The 22643-nt window shown below is 59.1% G+C and carries 23 protein-coding genes; 13 read left to right on the forward strand and 10 right to left on the reverse strand.

Going from position 1 to position 22643, the window contains the following annotated elements; translation table 11 throughout:
• Nucleotides 1-14 precede the first annotated feature (14 nt).
• The 5 genes from ACR3EM_RS02055 to tldD all read right to left on the reverse strand — a co-directional run bounded on the left by ACR3EM_RS02055 (nt 15) and on the right by tldD (nt 7033).
• The gene (locus ACR3EM_RS02055) at nt 15-641 is read right to left on the reverse strand and encodes a 3-oxoacid CoA-transferase subunit B (RefSeq protein ID WP_480469157.1); all 627 of its coding nucleotides are present in this window, start codon (nt 639-641) and stop codon (nt 15-17) included.
• Nucleotides 641-1345 carry a CoA transferase subunit A gene (locus ACR3EM_RS02060; protein ID WP_480469158.1) on the reverse strand — a complete coding sequence of 235 codons (705 nt, stop codon included), beginning with the start codon at nt 1343-1345 and terminating at the stop codon, nt 641-643. The genes ACR3EM_RS02055 and ACR3EM_RS02060 overlap by 1 nt, the downstream gene beginning before the upstream one ends.
• A gap of 92 nt (nt 1346-1437) precedes the next feature.
• Nucleotides 1438-4065 carry a type I DNA topoisomerase gene (gene topA, locus ACR3EM_RS02065; protein WP_480469159.1) on the reverse strand — a complete coding sequence of 876 codons (2628 nt, stop codon included), beginning with the start codon at nt 4063-4065 and terminating at the stop codon, nt 1438-1440.
• Nucleotides 4066-4246: 181 nt separating this feature from the next.
• A complete protein-coding gene (gene dprA, locus ACR3EM_RS02070) occupies nt 4247-5371 on the reverse strand; it encodes a DNA-processing protein DprA (protein WP_480469160.1) in 1125 nt (374 codons plus the stop codon).
• A 240-nt stretch (nt 5372-5611) separates the two neighbouring features.
• The gene (gene tldD, locus ACR3EM_RS02075; RefSeq protein ID WP_480469161.1) at nt 5612-7033 is read right to left on the reverse strand and encodes a metalloprotease TldD; all 1422 of its coding nucleotides are present in this window, start codon (nt 7031-7033) and stop codon (nt 5612-5614) included.
• 176 nt (nt 7034-7209) lie between these two features.
• On the opposite strand from tldD, the gene coxB reads away from it, so the two are divergent.
• The 11 genes from coxB (at nt 7210) to ACR3EM_RS02130 (ending at nt 17159) form a co-directional block, all read left to right on the forward strand.
• Nucleotides 7210-8121 carry a cytochrome c oxidase subunit II gene (gene coxB, locus ACR3EM_RS02080; RefSeq protein ID WP_480469162.1) on the forward strand — a complete coding sequence of 304 codons (912 nt, stop codon included), beginning with the start codon at nt 7210-7212 and terminating at the stop codon, nt 8119-8121.
• Between the two features lie 73 nt (nt 8122-8194).
• Nucleotides 8195-9151 (forward strand): heme o synthase, encoded by a 957-nt coding sequence (cyoE, locus tag ACR3EM_RS02085; RefSeq protein ID WP_480469163.1) that lies wholly within the window; start codon nt 8195-8197, stop codon nt 9149-9151.
• Complete coding sequence (locus tag ACR3EM_RS02090; protein WP_480469164.1) at nt 9148-9309, forward strand: hypothetical protein; 162 nt, start codon at nt 9148-9150, stop codon at nt 9307-9309. Before cyoE ends, ACR3EM_RS02090 begins: the two co-directional genes overlap by 4 nt.
• On the forward strand, nt 9309-9884 hold the full coding sequence (locus ACR3EM_RS02095) for a cytochrome c oxidase assembly protein (RefSeq protein ID WP_480469165.1): 576 nt from the start codon (nt 9309-9311) through the stop codon (nt 9882-9884). The genes ACR3EM_RS02090 and ACR3EM_RS02095 overlap by 1 nt, the downstream gene beginning before the upstream one ends.
• A gap of 22 nt (nt 9885-9906) precedes the next feature.
• The gene (locus ACR3EM_RS02100) at nt 9907-10722 is read left to right on the forward strand and encodes a cytochrome c oxidase subunit 3 (protein WP_480469166.1); all 816 of its coding nucleotides are present in this window, start codon (nt 9907-9909) and stop codon (nt 10720-10722) included.
• A 157-nt stretch (nt 10723-10879) separates the two neighbouring features.
• Nucleotides 10880-11557, forward strand: coding sequence for an SURF1 family protein (locus tag ACR3EM_RS02105; protein WP_480469167.1), 678 nt, complete (start codon nt 10880-10882; stop codon nt 11555-11557).
• Nucleotides 11554-12942, forward strand: coding sequence for a threonine synthase (thrC, locus tag ACR3EM_RS02110; RefSeq protein WP_480469168.1), 1389 nt, complete (start codon nt 11554-11556; stop codon nt 12940-12942). Before ACR3EM_RS02105 ends, thrC begins: the two co-directional genes overlap by 4 nt.
• Nucleotides 12939-14201, forward strand: a complete 1263-nt coding sequence (locus tag ACR3EM_RS02115; protein ID WP_480469169.1) for a M16 family metallopeptidase — start codon at nt 12939-12941, stop codon at nt 14199-14201. The genes thrC and ACR3EM_RS02115 overlap by 4 nt, the downstream gene beginning before the upstream one ends.
• Nucleotides 14201-14785 (forward strand): GNAT family N-acetyltransferase, encoded by a 585-nt coding sequence (locus ACR3EM_RS02120; RefSeq protein ID WP_480469170.1) that lies wholly within the window; start codon nt 14201-14203, stop codon nt 14783-14785. Before ACR3EM_RS02115 ends, ACR3EM_RS02120 begins: the two co-directional genes overlap by 1 nt.
• A gap of 101 nt (nt 14786-14886) precedes the next feature.
• Nucleotides 14887-15705 carry an MBL fold metallo-hydrolase gene (locus ACR3EM_RS02125; RefSeq protein WP_480469171.1) on the forward strand — a complete coding sequence of 273 codons (819 nt, stop codon included), beginning with the start codon at nt 14887-14889 and terminating at the stop codon, nt 15703-15705.
• 38 nt (nt 15706-15743) lie between these two features.
• The gene (locus ACR3EM_RS02130) at nt 15744-17159 is read left to right on the forward strand and encodes an FAD-binding oxidoreductase (protein WP_480469172.1); all 1416 of its coding nucleotides are present in this window, start codon (nt 15744-15746) and stop codon (nt 17157-17159) included.
• Between the two features lie 36 nt (nt 17160-17195).
• Here ACR3EM_RS02130 and ACR3EM_RS02135 read toward each other — a convergent pair whose 3' ends face one another.
• Together ACR3EM_RS02135 and ACR3EM_RS02140 are read right to left on the reverse strand one after the other, a co-directional pair.
• Nucleotides 17196-17678: a fasciclin domain-containing protein gene (locus ACR3EM_RS02135; protein WP_480469173.1), complete on the reverse strand. Its 483-nt coding sequence runs from the start codon at nt 17676-17678 to the stop codon at nt 17196-17198.
• Nucleotides 17679-17848: 170 nt separating this feature from the next.
• On the reverse strand, nt 17849-18388 hold the full coding sequence (locus tag ACR3EM_RS02140) for an adenine phosphoribosyltransferase (RefSeq protein ID WP_480469174.1): 540 nt from the start codon (nt 18386-18388) through the stop codon (nt 17849-17851).
• A 323-nt stretch (nt 18389-18711) separates the two neighbouring features.
• Between ACR3EM_RS02140 and ACR3EM_RS02145 the strand changes: the two genes are divergently transcribed.
• Nucleotides 18712-18885 carry a hypothetical protein gene (locus ACR3EM_RS02145; protein ID WP_480469175.1) on the forward strand — a complete coding sequence of 58 codons (174 nt, stop codon included), beginning with the start codon at nt 18712-18714 and terminating at the stop codon, nt 18883-18885.
• A 2-nt stretch (nt 18886-18887) separates the two neighbouring features.
• Here ACR3EM_RS02145 and ACR3EM_RS02150 read toward each other — a convergent pair whose 3' ends face one another.
• Together ACR3EM_RS02150 and ACR3EM_RS02155 are read right to left on the reverse strand one after the other, a co-directional pair.
• Nucleotides 18888-19517 (reverse strand): LysE family translocator, encoded by a 630-nt coding sequence (locus ACR3EM_RS02150; RefSeq protein WP_480469176.1) that lies wholly within the window; start codon nt 19515-19517, stop codon nt 18888-18890.
• Between the two features lie 52 nt (nt 19518-19569).
• On the reverse strand, nt 19570-20586 hold the full coding sequence (locus ACR3EM_RS02155; RefSeq protein ID WP_480469177.1) for a DUF418 domain-containing protein: 1017 nt from the start codon (nt 20584-20586) through the stop codon (nt 19570-19572).
• A 223-nt stretch (nt 20587-20809) separates the two neighbouring features.
• Between ACR3EM_RS02155 and ACR3EM_RS02160 the strand changes: the two genes are divergently transcribed.
• The gene (locus tag ACR3EM_RS02160; protein ID WP_480469178.1) at nt 20810-21667 is read left to right on the forward strand and encodes an alpha/beta hydrolase; all 858 of its coding nucleotides are present in this window, start codon (nt 20810-20812) and stop codon (nt 21665-21667) included.
• Nucleotides 21668-21669: 2 nt separating this feature from the next.
• On the opposite strand, the gene ACR3EM_RS02165 is transcribed toward ACR3EM_RS02160, so the two are convergent.
• Nucleotides 21670-22542: an S-methyl-5'-thioadenosine phosphorylase gene (locus ACR3EM_RS02165; protein WP_480469179.1), complete on the reverse strand. Its 873-nt coding sequence runs from the start codon at nt 22540-22542 to the stop codon at nt 21670-21672.
• Between the last annotated feature and the right edge of the window lie 101 nt (nt 22543-22643).

Genomic DNA, 22643 nt, shown 5'->3' on the forward strand with positions numbered 1-22643 from the left:
CATAGATGGGGCACTCAACCGACAATCGTCGCCTGAGTGGCTGCGCGCATATCCTCTTCGCTGACACCATCGGCCAGCTCTACGATCTTAAGCCCGCCTTCGACCACATCCAGCACGCCAAGATTGGTGATGATGCGATCAACGACGCCCTGGCCAGTCAGTGGCAGAGTGCACTCTTTCAGCACTTTTGAATCGCCGTGCTTGTTGGTGTGATCCATGACCACGATCACGCGACCCACACCGGCCACCAGATCCATCGCACCGCCCATGCCTTTGACCAGCTTGCCGGGAATCATCCAGTTCGCCAGATCGCCTTTCTCGTCCACTTCCATAGCACCCAGAATCGCAGCGGCGATTTTACCGCCCCGGATCATGGCAAACGAAGTCGCGCTATCGAAATAGGACGTGCGGGACAGTTCGGTGATTGTCTGTTTCCCTGCGTTGATCAGGTCCGCGTCTTCCTCGCCTTCGAACGGGAAGGGGCCCATGCCCAGCATGCCGTTCTCGGATTGCAGCGTAATATCCTTGTCACCCACATAGTTCGCCACCAGCGTCGGAATCCCGATGCCGAGGTTTACATACATGCCATCTTCCAGCTCTTCTGCCGCGCGTGCGGCCATCTGATTGCGATCCCAGGGCATTATGCGTCCTCCTTCTTGCGGGTGGTGCGCTGTTCGATGCGCTTTTCGTGGCTGCCTTGAATGATGCGATGCACATAGATGCCGGGCAGGTGGATCGAATCCGGTTCAAGTGAGCCGCGCGGGACGATCTCTTCGACCTCAGCCACACAGATTTTACCGCAGGTCGCGGCGGGCACGTTGAAGTTACGAGCGGTCTTGCGGAACACGAGGTTCCCGGTGTCATCGGCTTTCCACGCCTTCACGATGGCGAGGTCGGCGAAGATGCCTTCCTCCATGATATAGGTCTCGCCGTTGAATTCCTTGTGCTCTTTACCCTCCGCAATCACCGTGCCTACACCTGTCTTGGTGTAGAACCCGGGGATGCCAGCACCACCGGCGCGCATCCGCTCGGCCAGTGTGCCTTGTGGGTTGAATTCCAGCTCAAGTTCACCGCTCAGGTATTGGCGCATAAACTCGGCGTTTTCCCCGACATATGAGCTGATCATCTTCTTGACCTGCTTGGTCTGCAGCAGGATGCCGATACCGAAATCATCAACACCTGCGTTGTTCGAGGCAAAGGTCAGATCCTTGGCACCCGAGGCCTTGATCGCCTCAAGCAGCATCTCCGGGATACCGCACAGCCCAAAGCCGCCCGCCGCGATGAGCATGCCGTCCGAGATCACCCCATCGAGCGCCTCATCGGCATTGTCATAGATTTTCTTCATGGAAAACTCCCCCAATGACATGGTGTTGGGCCGAGTTGTGCCGTCACGTCATTGGGAAGTCAATGAAACCCGGGCGAGGGTGGTATTTCTACCTAGCCCGCCGCCTTCTTGGTGGTTTTCTTGGCCGCCGCCTTCTTTTTCGGCGCTGCCTTTTTCTTGGTACCCTTCTTGGCCGCGCGTTCATTGACCAGTTCGATAGCCATTTCCTGCGTCACATCCTCGGGCTTGATGTCTTTGGGGATGGTCGCATTGACCTTTTCCCACTTCACATAGGGCCCATAGCGCCCGTCCAGAACCTGCATTGTGCCGCCGCCGGGGTGCTCACCTAGTTCTTTCAACGGTTTTGCCGCTGCGCGCCGTCCGCGTCCCGGATTGGCGCGCTTTTCGGCCAGCAGCTCCACGGCGCGGTTCATGCCGATCTCGAACACATCATTGGGGTCTTTGAGGTTGGCATAGACCGGTTTGGCCTCGTCGGCGAGCTGATGCATCAGGTACGGGCCAAAGCGGCCAAAGTTTGACGTGATCATACCGCCTTCAGGATGTTCCCCGATCTGACGCGGCAGGCTGAGCAGCGTCAGCGCTTTCTCCAAATCCATGTCATCCTTGCTCCAGCCGCGGGGTAGGGACGCACGCGGGGGCTTCTTATTCTCGGGCGTGGGTTCGCCGCGCTGAACATATGGCCCGAACCGGCCGGATTTCAACCAGATTTCATCGCCCGCATCCTCGCCCAGCAGCCGTTCGTCGCCTTCTGCGCCTTCGCCCGCGATGGGGCGGGTATAGGTGCATTCGGGGTAGTTGCCGCAGCCCACAAAACCACCGGTGCGAGAGGTCTTCAGGTGCAATTGACCGACACCGCATTTCGGGCAGATGCGCGGATCAGAGCCGTCTTCGCGCGGCGGATACAGCTGCGGTGCCAGCGCCTCGTCCAGCTTGTCCAGCACCTCTGAGATACGCAGTTCCGACGTTTCGCCAATCGCCGCCGAGAAATCACGCCAGAACTTGCCCAGCAGGTCTTTGTAATCGCGATCCCCTGCGCTGACGTCGTCAAGCTCCTCCTCCAGATTGGCCGTGAACTCATAGCCCACATATTGCCGGAAGAAGTTCAGAAGGAAGATCGTCACGATCCGGCCCTTCTCCTCAGGGATCAGCCGGTTCTTGTCCTTGCGCACATATTCACGGTCCTGAATCGTGGTGACGATCGAGGCATAGGTCGAGGGCCGCCCGATCCCCAGCTCTTCCATACGTTTGACCAGGGTGGCCTCGGTATAGCGCGGAGGCGGTTGAGTATGGTGCTGCAGTGCAAGCACGGCCTCTTTGTCAGACAGAATCGCGGCTTTGTCCGAGTCGCCGGTGGCCTTGGTAAACTGATCGCGCAGCGATGTTTTGGCAAAACGCGCCGGATCGCCCTGCATGATCTGTGGCAGGCGCTTGTCGTCATCGTCGACAACGTCATCGCGGCCTTCTTCATAAACACGCATGAAACCGTCGAACAGCACCACCTGACCAGTGGCGCGCAGACCAACCTGACCGTCTGTGCTGGTGATCTCAACTGTCGTACGCTCCAGCCGCGCGGCGGCCATCTGGCAGGCGATGGTGCGCTTCCAGATCAGATCATAGAGCTTGCGCTGATCCTCATCGGTCACCTTCAGCGCCTTGGCATCGCGCGACATATCTGTCGGGCGAATACACTCGTGCGCTTCCTGCGCGTTTTTGGCTTTGTTCTTGTAGATGCGCGGGCTGTCCGGCACGTATTCCGCACCATAACGGTCGGTGATCGCATCGCGCGTCGCAGCCACGGCCTCGGGGGCCATGTCGATGCCATCAGTCCGCATATAGGTAATGTATCCCGCCTCATAGAGACGCTGCGCCACCTGCATCGCATGGCGTGCACCCATCCCGAACTTGCGGCTAGCTTCCTGCTGTAGGGTCGAGGTCATGAACGGGGCAGAGGGGTTACGGGCGGCAGGCTTGGCCTCGACCGACGACACACTTAGATCGCGGCTGGTGATGGCTTGGACGGCCAGTTCAGCTTGCGTTGCGTTTGTCAGATCATGCTTGTCCAGCTTTTTACCGGCCAGAGTGACCAGACGTGCCTCATAGGTCTGACCCCGGGGCGTCTCGAACACAGCCTTGACCGACCAGTATTCGACCGGCTTGAAGGCTTCGATCTCCATCTCGCGTTCGACGATCAGGCGCAGGCAAACCGACTGCACGCGCCCCGCCGAACGCGCTCCCGGCAGTTTGCGCCACAGAACGGGCGACAGGTTGAAGCCCACCAAATAATCCAGCGCGCGGCGGGCCAGATAGGCCTCGACCAGAGGCATATCGACCTCACGCGGGTTCTGCATCGCCTCGGTCACGGCGTCCTTGGTAATGGCGTTGAACGTCACACGACTGACCGGCGTGTCCTTCTTGATCGAGCGGCGCTTGGTAAGCGCTTCCTGCAGATGCCAGCTGATCGCTTCGCCCTCGCGGTCAGGGTCAGTTGCGAGGATCAGAGCGTTGTCTTCTTTGAGAGCGTCTGCGATGGCTTTGACATGCTTTTTGCTGTCATTGCCGACCTCCCATTTCATCGAAAACTCGTGCTCAGGATCGACTGAACCATCTTTCGGCGGCAGGTCCCGCACATGGCCGTACGAGGCCAAAACCGTGTAGTCGGGGCCGAGATATTTGTTGATTGTTTTTGCTTTGGCCGGAGATTCTACAACAACTACAGGCATTTAAGTGGAAACCTCGCTCGACGAATTGGGCGCCTTCTATGGTGGTGCAAAATGTGTGGGGCAAGACAGAATTGTCAATGCGTTCCTTTTACCGCCTGAAAAGCGGCGTGATTTCAGCATGCTAGGGGGCATTTGAGCGATATGCGCGCATCAAAACATCAGCCGATTCAAAGGACGCGCCTCAGCTCGCCAGGGATAATAGCCCGCCCGGTTGGCGCTGGATCCGCCCCTCAAGCTCAAGATCAACCAGTGCAGGGCCCAGCTCTCCGGCGGTGGCGGCAATGTCGCGCAGCAACTGATCCTCGGCAATAGGTGAAGGGCCAAGGCGATCGAGGATCTGCGCATGAATTGCCTGCACAGGGTTGCGTTTGGGGGCTGCGGTTGGCGTTTCAGGTTCCGAGAAATGCGCGACCTGTGCTGGCAGGGCTTCGAGAACATCGTCGGCGGACCGCACGAGCGTTGCCCCGTCGCGAATCAATAAATTGCATCCAGCGGCTCTTGCATCAAAAGGATGACCTGGAACAGCCAGCACCTCGCGCCCCTGATCCAGAGCGTCCCGGGCGGTAATGAGGCTTCCTGACTTGGCAGCAGCCTCAACCACGACAACCGCCTGTGCCAGCCCCGATATAATGCGATTGCGGCGGGGGAAGTGGCGCGCCTGGGGCGTCATACCCATCGGCTGTTCGGACAGGCGCAGACCCTTGCGGGCGATATCATGCGCCAGATCGGTGTTCTCTGCCGGGTAAATCACATCAACGCCCCCGGCCATGACCGCTATTGTGCCGGTCTCCAACGATGCCAGATGCGCTGCGGTATCGATGCCGCGCGCCAGCCCTGAGACGATGGTATGTCCTTTGTTGCCCAGATCAGAGGCTAACCCCCGCGCCATGCGCGCGCCAAGAGAGGAGCAATTGCGGGCTCCCACCATGGCGATCGCAGGTTTTTGAAGAAGCGACATGTCCCCGACGGCCCATAGCAAGGGCGGAGCGTCGTTCAGATCATCCAAGGCAGCAGGAAAATCGGCGGCCCCAAGGCACAAAAGCCGCGCCTTGGCGGCTTTTGCAGCCTTGAGCTCCGCCTCGATGACGCCGGGAGGGCAGATTTCATACCCTTCTATTCCGACAGCGCGTGCCATTTCGGGCAGCGCGACCAGCGCGTTCTGCGCCGATCCATGTTCACGCAGCAGCCTGCGAAATGTCGCTGGGCCAACCTTGCGTGAGCGCAACAGGCGAAGCCACGAAAACCGGTCCTCTTCCGTGGTGGGTGGGAGTGGGGGGTGATTGGAAGAAAGCTGCTCCTCGGTCATCCGGTGCTCCGCCTGATTGCAGAACTGGTTTACGGGTTCGGGGGTTAACAGCCTGTAAATTGCGGAAAATTAGATGCGATTTGTTGAAGGAATTTGGTTGAAGATCTATCTATGGTTTTGAAAATAGATGAGAAAATTCGTGCGAATTTTCTTGGCCCGGTTGGCGGACGGATTGCGCTCAGGCGAATTGGAAGGGTAACGTGTTAACGGTGCGCCCATGTATTTTTTCTTGGGTCCGACTCAGGCGGCAGACCCACCGACAGTCAGGCCATCCATCAAAACGGTTGGCTGCCCGACACCGACCGGCACCCATTGCCCGTCTTTGCCGCACGTCCCCATGCCGGGATCCAATGCCATATCATTGCCCAGACCGCGGATACGCTTCAATGCCGAGGGCCCGTCGCCAATCAACGTAGCACCTTTAACGGGTGCGCCGATCTTGCCGTTTTCGACGCGGTAGGCCTCGGTGCAGGAGAAGACGAACTTGCCGTTGGTAATATCGACCTGACCGCCGCCGAATCCCACGGCCCAGATTCCGTCCTTGATATCGGCGACCAGCGCCGCCGGATCGGAGTCACCGCCGAGCATGATGGTATTGGTCATGCGTGGCATGGGTTTGTGCGCATAACTCTGCCGGCGCCCGTTCCCGGTAGGTGATACCCCCATAAGGCGGGCGTTCTGGCGGTCTTGCATGTAACCGGTCAGGATACCGTCCTCAATCAGCACCGTTCGCGAGCTTGGTGTGCCTTCGTCATCCACGGTTATCGAGCCGCGCCGATCAGCGATGGTGCCATCATCCACCACAGTGACGCCCTTTGAGGCAATCTGCTGCCCCATCAGACCAGCAAAGGCCGAGCTTCCCTTGCGATTGAAATCGCCTTCAAGCCCGTGGCCGATGGCTTCGTGCAACAGGATACCGGGCCAGCCGGGGCCAAGCGCAACCTCCATCACACCGGCGGGTGCGGGGATTGCATCTAGGTTCACTAGTGCAATCCGTAGCGCCTCGCGTGTCTTGTCCTGCCAGTCAGCAGGGTCGATCAGGCCGTCCAGCCCCACACGACCTCCGCCCCCGGCCGAGCCGCTCTCACGTCGTCCGTTCTGTTCGACGATGACCGAAACATTCAGGCGTGTCATCGGGCGCACATCGCGCACCAGCACACCGTCGGGGCGCAGAATTTCAACTTCTTGAACTGCGGCAGCGATGGTGGCGCTGACCTGCACCACGCGCGGGTCCAGATCGCGGGCAAAGGCGTCAACCGCACGCAGGGTCTCTATCTTGACTGGGAAATCGGCAGATTCGATGGGATCTTCATCCGTATAAAGCCGGATATTGGTTGATCGCGGAGGCTCAGCCAACGTACCGCCACCATCACCTACCGCAAGGCGTGCCGTTTCCGCGGCGCGTTTCAGGGCAGGGATCGAAACATCTGTTGAATGAGCATATCCCGCCACTTCGCCCTGAACAGCGCGTAGACCGAAGCCTTCGGATGCGTCATAAGATGCTGTGCGCAGACGCCCGTCATCGAACACCAGAGACTCGGACTTTCGGCGTTCGACAAAAAGCTCTCCGTCTTCGGCCCCGGCTGTTGCGGACTGCAAGACAGCAAGCGCTTCGTCTTGCGGAAGAGTGCTCTCAAAAGGGCGAAATGGGGCCTGAGTCATGGGTTGCGACCTTTCGGGTTTGATCCAGATCAAAAATAGCGTCTGTTTGACGCAAGCATTTTGCTTTATCTACCTCCCGGAATATGGTTTTTAACGCGGCCAAAGACAACGGGAGAGGTGCGACCGATTCACACCTTTTCGCCAGGGACGCAAAGATCAAACGATCAGGACAGAACATGAAGAATGCTTTGATGCTTTCGGGGCTTGCAACAGCCCTCTCCAGCCTTCCAGCCATGGCTCAGGAGCTTGAGATTATTGGCAAGCCGGTCGATGGTGGCATGGGTTTCCAGCCTGCCGCGACAAGCCTCGCGGAAGGTATCCAGCGGTTGGACGGAATGATTCTCGTGATCATCACCGCAATCTGCCTGCTGGTCGCGGGTCTGCTGGTGTACTGCATCATGCGCTACAACCAGCGCGTCAACCCGAATCCTGCGCGATTCTCGCACTACACCCCGGTTGAGATTGCGTGGACGCTTGGCCCGATCCTGATTCTGGTCTTTATCGGAGCGTTTTCGCTGCCGGTGCTGTTCAAGCAGCAGGAAATTCCGGAAGGTGACGTGGTGATCAAAGTCGTGGGCAACCAGTGGTACTGGACCTACGAATATGTGGATCACGATTTTGCCTTCGACAGCTATCTTCTGGGCCATCCGGCCACTCTGGATGAGGGCGCGCGCCCGGCGGATGCCGACGTAACGCCGTTTGTTCTGGACGATGCGATGCGTGCGAAGCTCGCGGATTCCGGTTATGGCGACGATGAATGGCTTCTGGCCACCGACACGGCTGTTGTCGTACCGGTTGGCAAGATCATCGTGATGCAGGTCACGGCGTCGGACGTGATCCACTCTTGGGCCATCCCTTCCTTTGGCGTGAAGCAGGACGGTGTACCAGGTCGCCTGGCCGAGCTGTGGTTCCAGGCCGACAAGGAAGGCGTCTATTTCGGCCAGTGCTCGGAACTGTGCGGCAAGGACCATGCCTATATGCCGATCACGGTGAAAGTGGTCAGCGAAGAAGCCTATGAAGAATGGCTGCAAGGTGCTCTGGAAGAGTATGCAGGTCAGCCTGCTGCTTACCAGGTGGCCTCGAACTAAGCCCATCGCGGGCTAGGTAAACACAAGCGGGCTGCGCGGTAATCGCGCGGCTTTTGCCCCAGAAGGACCGGATATGAGCGACGCAAGCTTCAATGCCAGCACCGTTTCTGCACAACCCCGTGCGGATGAGGCGGGCTTTGGTGATTATTTCGCCTTGCTGAAGCCGCGCGTGATGTCGCTGGTGGTGTTCACCGCTCTGGTCGGGCTGCTGGCCGCGCCGGTTCCTGTGCATCCGTTTGTCGGGTTTTGCGCCATTTTGTTCATTGCTATCGGTGGCGGCGCATCGGGTGCGCTGAACATGTGGTGGGACGCGGATATCGACCGTGTCATGAAGCGCACCAAAGGCCGCCCGATCCCGTCCGGCAAGGTCGAAGAGGGTGAGGCATTGGCGCTGGGTCTGGCTCTGTCCGGCCTGTCCGTCATCATGCTCGGCTTGGCGACGAACTGGTTTGCAGGCGCGTTCCTGGGTTTCACCATTTTCTTCTATGTCGCCGTCTACACCATGTGGCTCAAGCGCTCGACCCCGCAGAACATCGTGATCGGTGGCGCGGCCGGGGCGTTCCCGCCGGTGATCGGCTGGGTCGCCGCGACGGGATCAATGTCGATCGAACCGTGGCTGATGTTTGCTCTGACCTTCATGTGGACGCCGCCGCATTTCTGGGCGTTGGCGCTGTTCATGCGTTCGGATTACGACGATGCGGGCGTGCCGATGCTGACTGTGACTCATGGACGTCGGGCGACGCGCTGGCATATTCTGGTCTATACGGCTCTGCTGGCCCTGCTGGCCGTCGGCACAGCCTTCTCGGGCATTGGCGGGCCGATCTACCTGACTGTTGCCGTGGTGATGAACGCTCTGTTCCTGCGCGGTGCGTGGCTGATTTCCCGCCGCAGCGAGGATGACTCAGAGGCTGACAATTTCAAGGTGGAGCGCAGCTTCTTCAAGCTGTCGCTGCTGTATCTCTTCCTTCATTTCGGTGCGATCCTCGTTGAGGCCCTGCTGAAACCCTATGGATTGGGAGGCTGGTCATGAGCCTGCGCAAAACCCATGAGCTTCACCAGCGCCGGTTTAGCCGCAATCTGGGCGTAGGCCTGACGCTGGCAGCCTTCATCGTGATCATCTTTGGTCTGACCGTCGTGAAGGTGTCGGGCACGGATTTCAACATGGCGACGCAAGAGGTGCAGAACTGATGGCGCTTTCGGGTCCTCAGAAGACCGTTGCCCAGACTGTGGGTGTTGTGGTGCTGATGGGCAGCCTCGCTTGGGCGGCAGTGCCGTTCTATGACTGGTTCTGCCGGGTTACCGGATTTGGTGGCACCACCGGCGTGGCAGAAACAGCACCCGAGGATATTCTGGATCGCACCATCACCGTGCGCTTTGACGCCTCAAAGGCCAAGGACATGGACTGGGAGTTCAAGCCGGTCGAGCGCGAAATGGAGGTGCGTATCGGTGAGACCGGTCTGGCCTTCTATGAGGCCTACAACCCCACCGATCGCCCGATTGCCGGGCAGGCGTCTTACAATGTCGCGCCTTATTCGGCGGGTGGATATTTCCAGAAAATCGCCTGTTTCTGCTTTGAAGAGCAGGTACTGCAACCCGGTGAACGGGTTGAGATGCCGGTGACTTTTTTCGTCGACCCCGAAATGGTCGAAGATCTGGAAGCCAAGTATGTTCATACGATCACGCTGTCGTATACATTCTACGAAATTGACCTGCCCGAGGGCTATGCCGCCCTTGACGTGCAGGCTGATACAAACAAGAACTAACGCCTGTAGGTGAGGGACGCTGATGGCACACGCAAAAGACCATGATTATCACATTCTGAACCCGTCGATCTGGCCACTGGTCGGCGCGGCGGCCGGCTTTGTGATGCTGTTCGGAGCTGTTCTGTGGATGCACGGGGTGACTCCGTGGATCTTCTGGATGGGGCTGATCGGTGTTCTGTACACCATGTTTGCCTGGTGGTCCGAAGTGGTGGTCGAAAGCCGCCAGGGCGATCATACGCCGGTTGTGCGCATCGGCCTGCGCTATGGTTTCATCCTCTTCGTGATGTCCGAGGTGATGTTCTTCTTCGCCTGGTTCTGGTCGTTCTTCAAACACCGCATGTATCCGATGTACGACTATGCTGGCACCGAGTACATCCAGCCGGACATCCATGCGGTCGACCCATTCCACCTGCCGCTGATCAACACTCTGGTCCTGCTGCTGTCGGGCTGTGCGATCACATGGGCGCACCATGCGCTGGTACATAACAATGACCGCAAGGCGCTGGTGCAGGGTCTGGCGATCGGGATCGCGCTGGGCATCGCCTTTACCGCGCTGCAGGGATTCGAATATTACGAACTGCTGGCTCATGAAGGTTGGAAGTTTGGTGGCGACCAGTTCTACTCGAACTTCTTCATGGCGACCGGTTTCCACGGTGCGCATGTGATCATCGGGACGATCTTCTTGTCGGTCTGCCTGATCCGGGCGCTGAAAGGTGACTTTACCCCCGAGAAACATGTCGGTTTCGAAGCTGCGGCCTGGTACTGGCACTTTGTCGACGTCGTCTGGCTGTTCCTGTTCTTCGCCGTCTACATCTGGGGTCAGGCCCCGCTGATGTAAGTCGCGTCAGGTGATTCAATTGCAAAAGCCGCCCCTCTGGGGCGGCTTTTTCTCGATTAGGGGCGCAAGATTGCGCCCCGTACAATTGCATGGTTGCAATTCAGCCCGCGCGCGCCTTAACAAGACGCCGGTTCCCGATACGAGGTTTTACCCTGACATGCGCCGCACCCTGTTCCTGCTGATCATCGGCCTTGCCGGATTGGGCATATTGCTGTCGCTGGGCACCTGGCAGATTCAGCGACTGGCATGGAAACAGAGCATACTTGCCGAGATCGATGCCCGTATCGCGGCAGCTCCGGTGACCTTGCCCGAAGCGGTTTCGGAAGATGCAGACAAGTACCTGCCCGTGACCGTAACCGGCGAGATGCTTCCGGGTGAAATCCATGTCCTGGTTTCGGTCAAGCAGGTGGGGGCAGGGTACCGGATCATTCAGGCTTTCCGCAGCGAAGATCGGGCAATCTTGGTGGACCGGGGTTTTGTACCGACGACCGCGAAACAGACCGAACGGCTGACCGGGCCGATGGAGATCACGGGAAACCTGCACTGGCCGGATGAAGTGGACAGCTATACCCCCGAGGCGGATACCAGCAGCAACATCTGGTTCGCGCGGGATGCGCCCTCTCTGGCTGCGGCGTTGAAGACCGAGCCTGTGCTGCTGATTGCCCGGTCTGAAACCGACCCGAATGTGACGCCTTTGCCTGTGGACACGGCGGGCATCCCGAACGATCACCTGCAATATGCAATCACCTGGTTTGGCCTGGCCCTGGTCTGGGCTGCGATGACCGGATACTTCCTGTGGCGCAACCGCGCCAATTCTGAGAGTGACGCGATATGAAATACATCTCGACCCGTGGGCAAGCGCCCGAACTGACCTTTGAAGAGGCGATGCTGACCGGGCTTGCCCGTGACGGGGGCCTGTACTTGCCCGCCGAGATTCCGGTGATGACACAGGACGAGATCGCCGCTCTGGCCGGTCTGCCTTACGAGGAAATCGCGTTTCGCGTCATGTGGCCCTATGTCAGCGGCTCATTCGCCGAGGACGAGTTCAAGGCGATCATTGCCCGCGCTTACGAAGGCTTTGGCCATGACGCCCGCGCGCCGTTGAAGCAGTTGAACGAGAACCACTTCCTGCTGGAATTGTTCCATGGCCCGACATTGGCCTTCAAGGATTTTGCGATGCAGCTGATTGGTCAGCTGTTCCAAGTGGCCCTGAAACGCCGCGGGGATCGCGTGACCATCGTGGGCGCGACCAGCGGCGATACCGGCTCAGCTGCTATTGAGGCGTTTCGAGGGTTGGATGCGGTGGATGTGTTCATCCTTTTCCCGCATGGCCGTGTTTCCGAGGTGCAGCGCCGTCAGATGACAACGCCCGCCGACAGCAATGTGCACGCTTTGGCCGTGGATGGCGACTTCGATGACTGTCAGGCTGCGCTGAAAGACATGTTCAACGATTTCGAATTCCGCGACGGTGTGAAGCTTGCAGGCGTCAATTCGATCAACTTCGCCCGCGTGCTGGCGCAGATCGTTTATTATTTCTCGGCCGCCGTCAGCCTCGGCGCGCCGCATCGCAAGGTCAGCTTTACCGTGCCGACCGGCAACTTTGGCGATATCTTTGCAGGCTACTTGGCCAAGCGTATGGGCCTGCCCATCGATCGTCTGGTGGTGGCGACCAACCAGAACGACATTCTGCACCGTTGCCTCTCGGGCGAGGGGTATTTCAAGGGCGATACGATCCCCTCAATCAGCCCGTCGATGGATATTCAGGTCAGCTCGAACTTTGAACGCGCGCTGTATTATGCCTATGGCGAGGATGGCGGTGCCGTTGCTCAGTTGATGGATGAACTGAAGAACGGTGGCTTCAACGTCAGCCAAGGCGCGATGGAAGCGCTGCGTGAGAGCTTCGACTCGGGTCGCGTGTCCGAGGATGAAACGCTTGAGACAATCAAACACACGCTGGCTCACAGTGCGGAACTGGTCTGCCCGCACACCGCCGTTGGGATCAAGGTCGCCGAAGAACATCGCTCCGCAGACGTTCCGATGATCACTCTGGCCACCGCGCACCCCGCGAAATTCCCGGCGGCGGTCGAGAAGGCAAGCGGCGAACATCCGCCTCTTCCATCCCGCATGTCTGATCTGTATGAACGTCCGGAACGGGTGACACGGATTGCCAACGATCTGGGCACCCTTGAGGATCATATCAGAAGGCATATCGCTGAGTGACAGTCAGACAGGACCAACTGAAGAACGGCTTTCGTATCGTCAGTGAACATATGCCGGGGCTGCAATCTGCGGCCATCGGCATCTGGGTGACCGCCGGTGGGCGGCATGAACGGATCGAGCAGAATGGCATCGCCCATTTCCTTGAGCATATGGCGTTCAAGGGAACCGAGCGCCGTTCCGCGCTGCAAATCGCCGAGGCGATCGAGGATGTGGGCGGCTATATCAACGCCTATACCTCACGCGAGGTGACGGCCTATTATGCGCGCGTTCTGAAGGACGACGTGGCGCTGGCGATGGACGTGATCGGCGACATCGTTCTGAACCCGGTCTTTGATCCGCGTGAGATCGAGGTCGAGCGCGGCGTGATCCTGCAGGAAATCGGTCAGGCCTATGACACACCTGACGATGTGATCTTTGACTGGCTGCAAGAGCAGAGCTATCACGACCAACCCCTTGGCCGCACCATTCTGGGCCCGACCGAGCGCGTCAGTGCGTTTTCCCGTGAGGACTTGTCGGGTTTTGTGGCTGAGCACTATGGGCCGGAACAGATGATCCTGTCTGCAGCTGGAGCTGTGGACCACGATGCGCTGAAGAAAATGGCCGAAGAGATGTTCGGGCATCTGCAGCCGAGAAAGGGCCTTGTCCCCGAGGCGGGCCGGTTCACCGGCGGTGAGGCACGGCAGGAGAAGGAGCTGGAACAGGCCCATTTTGCGCTGGCCCTGGAGAGTCCGGGCTATCGCGATGATGCGATCTATACGGCCCAGATTTACTCGACCGCTCTGGGTGGCGGCATGTCCTCGCGCCTGTTTCAGGAAGTGCGCGAAACGCGGGGGCTGTGCTATACGATCTTCGCACAGACCGGGGCCTATGCGGATACCGGTACCACGACGATCTATGCCGGGACATCTGCGGATCAGGTCGCGGAATTGGCCACCATCACCATCGATGAAATGAAGCGCGCAGCCGAAGACATGAGCGCTGAAGAGGTTGCCCGCGCCCGCGCGCAGATGAAGGCCGGGATGCTGATGGGGCTGGAAAGCCCGTCGAACCGGGCCGAACGTCTGGCGCGTCTGGTGCAGATTTGGGGGCGGGTGCCCTCGCTTGACGATACTGTGGCCAAAATCGATGCGGTCAGCACCGAGGATGTGCGCGCCTTTGCCGAAAGCATGGCGGTACAGGCCCCGGCCGCGCTGGCGCTTTATGGTCCGGTCTCGGGTGCACCGACACTGACGGAATTGCAGGAGAGGCGTGCGGCGTGATGCTGTTAGGCAGACGCAAGCTGAAACTCGAAACCGAGCGCCTGACTCTGCGCCCGCCCATACATTCCGACTTCAACGACTGGACCGCGCTGCGGCGGTCGTCGAAAGATTATCTGGTGCCGTGGGAGCCGGTCTGGGCCAACGATCATCTGAGCCGCAAATCGTTTACTAACCGGGTCTATTGGGCGCAGCGTTCCGTGGCCAGTGGAACGGCGATCCCGTTGTTTCTGTTCCGCCGCAGCGATGATGTGCTGCTGGGGGCGATCACGCTGGACAATATACGGCGGGGTCCGGCGCAGGCGGGAACGCTGGGCTATTGGACCGGTGAGACCTATGCGCGGCAGGGCTTCATGCGTGAGGCGATCGGGGCGGTTGTGCATTACGCCTTTACCCGGCTGGATCTGAGCCGGATCGAGGCGGCCTGTCTTCCGGAAAACAAGGCCTCTCGCGGGTTGTTGGAAAGCTCGGGGTTCAAATACGAAGGCGTGGCGCAGTCTTATCTGCAGATCAATGGGCGGTGGCGGACGCATGTACTCTATGCCTCTTTGCGGTCCGATCGGCGGGGCAAGACGGACGCTGGGTAGGGGCTCTGCCCCCGCCGCGGCAAGCCGCGTCTCCCCCGGGATATTTTTGGCCAGATGAACAAGGGGCATGACTTGGTTGCGTTCTGCGCTACACTCCCTTCATGCGGTGGATTGTTTTTGGGCTGATGATGTTTGCAGGCGGGGCGGTGGCGCAGGAGCGTCGGCCAAGCCATTGCATAGCTATCGCGGATGCGGCGCCCGGGATCGAGTATCTGCACAAGGCGGCCTGGCAGGATCCGGTGCCCGAGTTTTCGGTGCGGATCAGCTATGTCGCCCATGCCTCGTTTCTGATCCAGACACAGGGCGGGTTGAATGCGGTTACGGATTTTACCGGGTTCATCGGAGGCGCCGATCTGATTCCGGATGTGGTGACCATGAATCACGCGCATAGCACCCATTGGACGGCGTACCCTGATCCAGCTATTCCACATGTCTTGCCGGGCTGGGGCGAGTTCGGGCAGGGGGTCGACCACTACCTCGATCTGGGTGAGATGCTGGTGCGCAATGTCTCGACCGACATTCGGTCAACCTATGGTGGGGTCGAGGAACGCGGGAATTCGATCTTCGTGTTCGAAGTAGAGGGGCTGTGTATCGGGCATCTGGGTCATCTGCATCATATCCCCTCGGACGAGCAGTTTGCGGCGCTTGGGCGGCTGGATGTGGTCATGGCAGCGGTGGATGGCGGCACGACGATGCCGTTGCCCGAGATGATCGAGGTGCTGAAACGGCTGAAAAGCTCGGTGATCATACCGATGCACTGGTTCTCGGGATTTTCGCTGGAGCGGTTTCTGGTGGATATCCGGGATACGTTTCCGGTGCAGCGCGATGGGGTGTCCGAGATCGTCGTCTCGCTGCGGACCTTGCCGGACCGTCCCACCGTGGTGGTGTTGGAGCCGCAATATCTGATCGATCTGGAATAGGGCTTGCCGCTGGTGATTGCCTTTGGCAGGGATGGGGTATGGAACTGAATCCTGCCGATGAAAATTTTGCCCGCGTTATCCGCAATGCGCTCGGCAACGATGTGCTGCGCCCGCTTGAGGATCGCTATCTTGAAGAACCGCGTCGTCGGTTTATCGGTCAGGGCGGTTTGCTGGCGATGCCGCGCTCGGTCGAGGAAGTCTCGGCGCTTGTGCGATATGCGCATGAAGCGCGAGTCCCGGTTGTGCCTTATGGCGGCGGGACCGGGCTGGTTGGCGGTCAAGTGATGGCAGAGGGTCCCGTGCCCTTGATCCTGTCACTGGAGCGCATGACCGCGATCCGTGCGATCTATCCAACCGAGAACATAATGATCGCCGAGGGTGGTGCGATCCTGGAGGATATACAGGCCGCAGCAGAACAGGCTGACCTGTTGTTCCCGCTGTCGCTGGCGGCGCAGGGCTCTTGCCGGATCGGCGGCAATCTGGCCACCAATGCGGGCGGAGTGAACGTGCTGCGCTATGGCAACGCGCGCGATCTGTGCCTAGGGCTTGAGGCGGTTTTGCCCAGTGGCGAGATCTGGCATGGGCTGAGCCGGTTGCGCAAAGACAACACCGGCTTTGATCTGCGCAACCTTCTGATCGGGTCAGAAGGAACGCTGGGCATCATAACCGCAGCGGCTTTGAAGCTGTTTCCGCGACCTAATGCGGTCGGAACGGCGATGTTTCAGGTGGCATCACCTGAAGCGGCGATTGACCTGCTGTCACTGTCGCGCGATCGGGTGGGCGAGGCTGTCAGTACCTTCGAGCTGATCCACCGGCAAGGTTTGCAATTTCTGACCGAGGTTCTGCCTGATGTCCGGCAACCCTTTACGGAGCAGCCCGAATGGTCCGTTCTGATCGAACTCGGCCTGTCAGAGGGGCAGGACCCTTCTGAGATCCTTGAGATGCTCTATGCGAATGCCGAGGCACGCGGGTTGGTCAATGACGGCGTGATTGCCCAGAGCGAGGCACAACGTGCCGAGCTTTGGGCCGTGCGCGAGAACATACCGGAAGCCAACCGGTTGATCGGGTCCGTGTCCAGCCATGATATATCGGTTCCGATCTCTGACATCCCCGAGTTTATTCGGCAGGGTGAAAAGGTCGTCGCCGCGCTGGGGTCTTTTCGCCTGAATTGTTTTGGGCATCTGGGGGACGGTAATCTGCATTACAACGTATTTCCTCCGCCGGGGCATGACCGGGCGGAATACGTTGGGCAAAGGGCCGCAATCAAACGCGCCGTGCATGACCTTGTGCATGCGTTTGGCGGCTCGGTCAGCGCGGAACATGGTATCGGGCGTCTGAAGACGGAAGATTTGGCGCGGTATGGCGATCCGGTCAGGTTGAGCGCGATGCGTGCCATCAAGGATGCATTGGACCCGCTCGGGATCATGAACCCCGGCGCCGTATTGCCGGGGTGACCGCGGCCCGGGACAGGGCCAGGCCGCGATCCTGCGTTAGGACGCTGGCAAAATGACTTTGTCGATCACATGGATCACGCCATTTTCAGCCTCGATATCGGCCTGGACGACGTTGGCGTCATTGATCATCACGCCGTTATCCAGATCCACCGTGATATCTCCGCCCTGAACGGTTGCAGCGGTCATATCGTCGGACAGATCGCCCGACATCACCTTACCCGGCACCACGTGATAGGTCAGAATGGCGACCAGCTGATCCTTGTTTTCCGGCTTCAGCAGGTTTTCCACCGTACCTTCGGGCAGGGCAGCGAACGCTTCATCGGTGGGGGCAAAGACAGTGAAAGGGCCTTCACCCTTCAAAGTATCGACCAGCTCGGCGGCCTGAACCGCGGCAACAAGCGTTTCAAAGCTGCCCGCGTTCACCGCAGTGTCGACGATATCTTTGGAGTGGCCGTCCGCGAGGGCTGCGGTGGACAACAGAATGCCAGCTACTCCGGCAACAGCGTATTTGCGCAACATGATAAGGTTCCCTGGTTGAGAATGCCCTAAGTGGCATCAACCAATCTACGCAGTCGGGTCGCTGGGGGATCACAGATTTTGAACGCTTTTGTTTCTTGAATTAGGCGGCTTGCGCGCTAAGCCATCGGGCCGCCCAAATTCCAATCACAAGTTTGTGAAAAGCGTGACGGTCAGAGCCCTTCGAACTCGCACAGAACATGCACGTCCATGCCCAGATCTTCCAGAACTTTGCGCCCGCCCAATTCGGGCAGGTCAATGATGAACGCGCAGGAAATGATTTCTCCGCCCAGCCGTTCGATCAGTTTGATCCCGGCTGCAGCTGTGCCGCCGGTGGCCAGCAGATCGTCGACGACCAGAATCTTCTCGCCCGGCTGGATGGCGTCGTCGTGGATTTCCACGATGGCCTCGCCATATTCCAGCTTATAATCCTGACTGATCGTGGTGCCCGGCAGTTTGCCTTTCTTGCGGATCGGCACGAAACCAACGCTCAGTTGGTGCGCTATGGCGCCGCCCAGAATGAAGCCGCGTGCCTCAAGGCCCACAACCTTGTCGATCCGTTCGCCCGCATAGGGGTGCAGCATCTGGTCAATCGCCATGCGGAACCCGCGCGGGTCGGCAAACAGGGTGGTGACATCGCGGAACATGATCCCCTCATGCGGGAAATCGACGATGGTCCGAATGTAATCCTTGACCGTTTTGTTTCTGGACATGGGTCACCCTTTTGGCATCAAACACGCGGGGGTGTTTGGCCCATCAGGGACGGTCATGCAAGAGAACTTTGGGCCCTGCGGCTACTTGCGGCGGCGGCTGATGACGTTTGGCAGGCCATAGTACCGATACAAGGCGTCCGGCAACCATGACAGGTGCGGTTTACGCCAGTTGCGTTGATCCCGAAGAAGAAAAGCCTGCGCGACATGAAGGTTCATTGCTTTAATCTCACTTTTGTTGTTATGTGCCCGATATCTACATTTTCTATGCTATGTATATACATTGCATCGCGATATGAATCAAGGTCTGAACGGGGTCAGGGCGCGTGGCTAAGAAAGACGGAAAGAAATCCACAAAGAAAAACAGTCAGTTGGTCCTGCGTCTCGATAAGGATGAGCGGGACGCATTTGTAGAGCTGTGTAAGGAACTGGACACGTCAGCCGCCCGCGAAATCCGCCGGTTCATCCGGGGATTCATGAAGGAAAACGCGGAAGAATAAGTTCAGGCCGGGCGACGCAGGACTGCGGTGGCGACGCCCATTCCGATCAAGGTCAATCCTCCGAACCGGGTCATGGCGGTGATGACGCTTGCGCGCCCGATCATGCGGCGCAACCGGTCCGCCAGCAGCGCATAGGCCAGCGCGTTCAGCCCAGCTAGGCCAACAAAAGTGGCAATCAGGATCGCGAACTGCGGGCCGAGCGGGTCCGCCGGGCGCAGAAACTGCGGCACGAACGCGATGAAGAACGCGATGGATTTCGGGTTCAATGCGGTTACCGCCGCGGCGTGGCCAAAAACGCTGCGGGCGGTGACATCGCGTTTGGTCTCGACAGCCTGCAACCCGCCCGAAGGTGCACTGCGCAGCAGCTTGATGCCCAGCCAAACCAGATAAACAGCACCAACCCATTTCAGCACAGTGAACAAAGTGGCTGAGGCCAGCACCAGCGCGCCCAATCCCAATAGCGACGCAGTCATCGCCACCAGATCACCCAGAGCCACGCCGGTCGCCGAGGCAACGGCGACGCTGCGCCCTTTCGACAACGCATAGCTGAGTACCAGCAACACGGTGGGGCCGGGGATCAGCAGCAGCGCTGTCGATGCGGCCACAAAAGCCAGCCAGAGTTCTAACGACATGGGTTATCCTATCGGTGCGTTTCCGACACCAAGCCCCGTTGCGACGGCAACGTCAACCCTTTGCGCGCTCGGTCACACGCCGCATCACCGCCTCTAACGGGCCGCGCTTGAATCTAAGGGACCAAAGTCGTGCAAAAACTGAAGACAGCGCGCAAAAAAGCAGCGCGAGTAGCGCAATCTGCGGTGCGCTCAGCGACCCGTCGAGCAACCCTAACCCTTCCAACAGGCCCATCCCGATCAGAATATGCGCCATGTAAAGCGTCAGGCTCTGCCGCCCCGGTGCGGTCAGGAACGGACCGATCCGGCTGCGCTCGACCACTGGCCAGAGTTTCAGCAGCAGACCGATCACGACGCAGGCTGTGCCGGTCCCCGCCACGATATAGAACGGTCCGGGTGGGATGGATGCGGTTCCCAGATAGGCGACCAATTCAGGGTCTGATGTCATCATCTGTGGAAACAGCGCCAGCACCGCAGCGCCAAAGCCCCACATGATCAACCGATGCTGAATGCAAAGCGTCCGGATATCGGATCGCGCAATCGCCATCCCGATCAGCAGAAAAGCGGCCCAAGGCAGCACCGGGTGCCAGCCGTTGAACATTGTGTTGCGCAGAAAACCGGGCAGGGTCCAGAGGTCGGTATAAACCAGTGCCTGCCAATCCCAGCCCCGGTCATAGTCAAGAACCAGATTGGCGATCACCGCGAGCATAACGATCCCCAGCGCGCCCAGCCATAACCCGCGTTGCGAGGCTGTCAGAAACATCGCCCCCACCACAAAATAGAGCGCGTAGAAATGGAGGATATCGGCATCAAACACTGTCATGTTGATCAGGCCGATTACAAACAGAAACGCAGCACGGCACAGCAGCACTCCCGCCGGGATGCGCGACAACCCGATGCCGATCCCCGCCAGAACAACAAATAAAGCCGCTGCGCGCCCTTCAAGTGCATTGATCAGGATCGAGGCCCAATCTGTGCCTGGTGCAACCTCAGCGGCGATGCGGAAATTCACCAAAACCATGCCGCAAAAGGCCAAAAACCGGGCCGCGTCCAACGCCTCTAATCGTTTCATCAGACCTCGCAAATTTGGTGGTGGGCGGCTAAGTGCCTGCTCTTTCTCTGATATTCAGCATCAACATGGCAAGGCATGAGGCCAATTCAACCTTTTACGAGCGCAATAGCCGGGTGTTCTGACACCAGCGCAATAGGCTTAAGACTGGATGAAGCTTGATTCATATATCTTGAAACCTCCCTATGAGCCCCCAGACTCGCAGTGCAACCCAAAGGAAGAGGCGATGGCAGAGACGCAGTATTCAGATGCGAGATTGGGCAACGTCCATTTCGGTGTCGGGCGCGCGAAACGCGTTTTGCTTGGCCTCCTGCTGGCCGGGGCCGTTATCTATGCCTCTGTCCTTGGCTATATGTATTTCAACCAGCAATCGCTGCTATACAAGCCCGATGGCGAGTTGCCTGATCCGGCTTCTGTCGGGTTGGCGGATGTCGATGCGTTGTCGCTGCCAATGGCCGATGGCACCGTGCTGACTGTCTGGGCTGCTCCTGCTGCAATCGCTGATGCGCCGACGGTTCTGTTCTTCCACGGTCAAAGCGGCAATCTGGGCGACCGGGCCGACCGGCTGCGTGAGATCCTCAACTCAGGATACGGACTGCTTGCGCCCAGCTATCGCGGATTTCCGGGTAGCGAGGGCGAACCCTTTGAACTGGCTCTGATCTCTGACGGTATTCAGCTTTACGATAGGCTGATCGGAGAAGGCGAGAAAGTGGTCCTGCATGGTCAGAGCCTCGGCACCGGCATCGCTGCTGCCGTAGCCCAGCAACGGCCCGGCGCAGAATTGTTAATACTTGAGGCTCCGTTCACCGCAACCGTCGACGTCGCGGCTGAACGTTACCCGCTGCTGCCGGTCTCAGCGCTGATGAAAGATCAATTTGCAACGCGCAATCTGATCGAAAAGATCACAGTGCCAACGCTGATCTTCCATGGCACCATGGACGAGACCATCCCTCTGCACCACGGACAAGCCCTGGCCGAGATGTCCGACACCGCGCAGCTTTATGTGATCCCCGGCGGCACCCATAACGACCTCTGGTCACATGGCCTGTGGGATAACGTACAGCAAACCCTATCGCAAAACTGAGGTTAGAGCACCCGCCCAGCCACCGCATCCAGCTTGGCCAGCAAAGCCGGGTCGCGTTTTTCAGGGGCGGTCAGGATGGCATATTCCAATGCCCGGTCACAGCCATGCGGGCAGGGCTCACGCTTGGCCCCCAGTAAGGCGGGCAGGCCCTTGACCAGCGCCCGGCCTTTCTCGGCATTGCCGGTCAGCGTGGCGATGATGGCGGCCACGTCGACCTCGCCGTGATCCGGGTGCCAACTGTCATAGTCGGTGACCATGGCGATTGAGGCATAACAAAGCTCGGCTTCGCGGGCCAACTTCGCTTCGGGCATGTTCGTCATGCCGATCACGTCACACCCCCATTGCTCGCGATACATCTTGGATTCCGCCAGCGAGGAAAACTGCGGCCCCTCCATCGCCAGATAAGTGCCACCGCGATGGATGGTAATGCCGGCGGCCTTGCCCGCAGTCTCACAGGCATCAGACAGGCGCGGGCAGGTGGGATGCGCCACGCTGACATGTGCAACGCAGCCGGTTCCAAAAAAGCTCTTTTCCCGCGCAAAGGTCCGGTCGATGAACTGATCCACGATCACGAAATCGCCCGGTGCCATATGTTCGCGAAACGATCCGCAGGCCGAGACCGAGATCACATCCGTCATCCCCAACCGCTTCAGCGCGTCGATATTGGCGCGATAAGGCACCTCGGTAGGGGAGTGCACATGGCCACGCCCATGACGCGGCAGGAACGCCATCTCAACCCCGCCCAGTGATCCAGTCAGGATCTGATCCGACGGCGCGCCCCAAGGCGTTTCCACCGTAACCCATTCGGCATTTTCCAGACCATCGATGTCATAGATGCCCGATCCTCCGATGACGGCGATTTTTGTTTGGGTCACAATCGTTCTCCATTGAAAATTCCTGCTGACAGAGTTCTGCGGGCCACAGCCGTTTTTGACAAGTGGCTTCAACGGTTTGCGCGTATTTCGTGCAAGCTATG

The organism is Ruegeria sp. AH3, from assembly GCF_056536265.1.

What these genes read in the sequence shown, in the direction of transcription:
- ACR3EM_RS02055 (WP_480469157.1), bottom strand. Translation starts at nt 641, where the DNA reads ATGCCCTGGGATCGCAATCAGATGGCCGCACGCGCGGCAGAAGAGCTG.
- ACR3EM_RS02060 (WP_480469158.1), bottom strand. Translation starts at nt 1,345, where the DNA reads ATGAAGAAAATCTATGACAATGCCGATGAGGCGCTCGATGGGGTGATC.
- topA (WP_480469159.1), bottom strand. Translation starts at nt 4,065, where the DNA reads ATGCCTGTAGTTGTTGTAGAATCTCCGGCCAAAGCAAAAACAATCAAC.
- dprA (WP_480469160.1), bottom strand. Translation starts at nt 5,371, where the DNA reads ATGACCGAGGAGCAGCTTTCTTCCAATCACCCCCCACTCCCACCCACC.
- tldD (WP_480469161.1), bottom strand. Translation starts at nt 7,033, where the DNA reads ATGACTCAGGCCCCATTTCGCCCTTTTGAGAGCACTCTTCCGCAAGAC.
- coxB (WP_480469162.1), top strand. Translation starts at nt 7,210, where the DNA reads ATGAAGAATGCTTTGATGCTTTCGGGGCTTGCAACAGCCCTCTCCAGC.
- cyoE (WP_480469163.1), top strand. Translation starts at nt 8,195, where the DNA reads ATGAGCGACGCAAGCTTCAATGCCAGCACCGTTTCTGCACAACCCCGT.
- ACR3EM_RS02090 (WP_480469164.1), top strand. Translation starts at nt 9,148, where the DNA reads ATGAGCCTGCGCAAAACCCATGAGCTTCACCAGCGCCGGTTTAGCCGC.
- ACR3EM_RS02095 (WP_480469165.1), top strand. Translation starts at nt 9,309, where the DNA reads ATGGCGCTTTCGGGTCCTCAGAAGACCGTTGCCCAGACTGTGGGTGTT.
- ACR3EM_RS02100 (WP_480469166.1), top strand. Translation starts at nt 9,907, where the DNA reads ATGGCACACGCAAAAGACCATGATTATCACATTCTGAACCCGTCGATC.
- ACR3EM_RS02105 (WP_480469167.1), top strand. Translation starts at nt 10,880, where the DNA reads ATGCGCCGCACCCTGTTCCTGCTGATCATCGGCCTTGCCGGATTGGGC.
- thrC (WP_480469168.1), top strand. Translation starts at nt 11,554, where the DNA reads ATGAAATACATCTCGACCCGTGGGCAAGCGCCCGAACTGACCTTTGAA.
- ACR3EM_RS02120 (WP_480469170.1), top strand. Translation starts at nt 14,201, where the DNA reads ATGCTGTTAGGCAGACGCAAGCTGAAACTCGAAACCGAGCGCCTGACT.
- ACR3EM_RS02125 (WP_480469171.1), top strand. Translation starts at nt 14,887, where the DNA reads ATGCGGTGGATTGTTTTTGGGCTGATGATGTTTGCAGGCGGGGCGGTG.
- ACR3EM_RS02130 (WP_480469172.1), top strand. Translation starts at nt 15,744, where the DNA reads ATGGAACTGAATCCTGCCGATGAAAATTTTGCCCGCGTTATCCGCAAT.
- ACR3EM_RS02135 (WP_480469173.1), bottom strand. Translation starts at nt 17,678, where the DNA reads ATGTTGCGCAAATACGCTGTTGCCGGAGTAGCTGGCATTCTGTTGTCC.
- ACR3EM_RS02140 (WP_480469174.1), bottom strand. Translation starts at nt 18,388, where the DNA reads ATGTCCAGAAACAAAACGGTCAAGGATTACATTCGGACCATCGTCGAT.
- ACR3EM_RS02150 (WP_480469176.1), bottom strand. Translation starts at nt 19,517, where the DNA reads ATGTCGTTAGAACTCTGGCTGGCTTTTGTGGCCGCATCGACAGCGCTG.
- ACR3EM_RS02155 (WP_480469177.1), bottom strand. Translation starts at nt 20,586, where the DNA reads ATGAAACGATTAGAGGCGTTGGACGCGGCCCGGTTTTTGGCCTTTTGC.
- ACR3EM_RS02160 (WP_480469178.1), top strand. Translation starts at nt 20,810, where the DNA reads ATGGCAGAGACGCAGTATTCAGATGCGAGATTGGGCAACGTCCATTTC.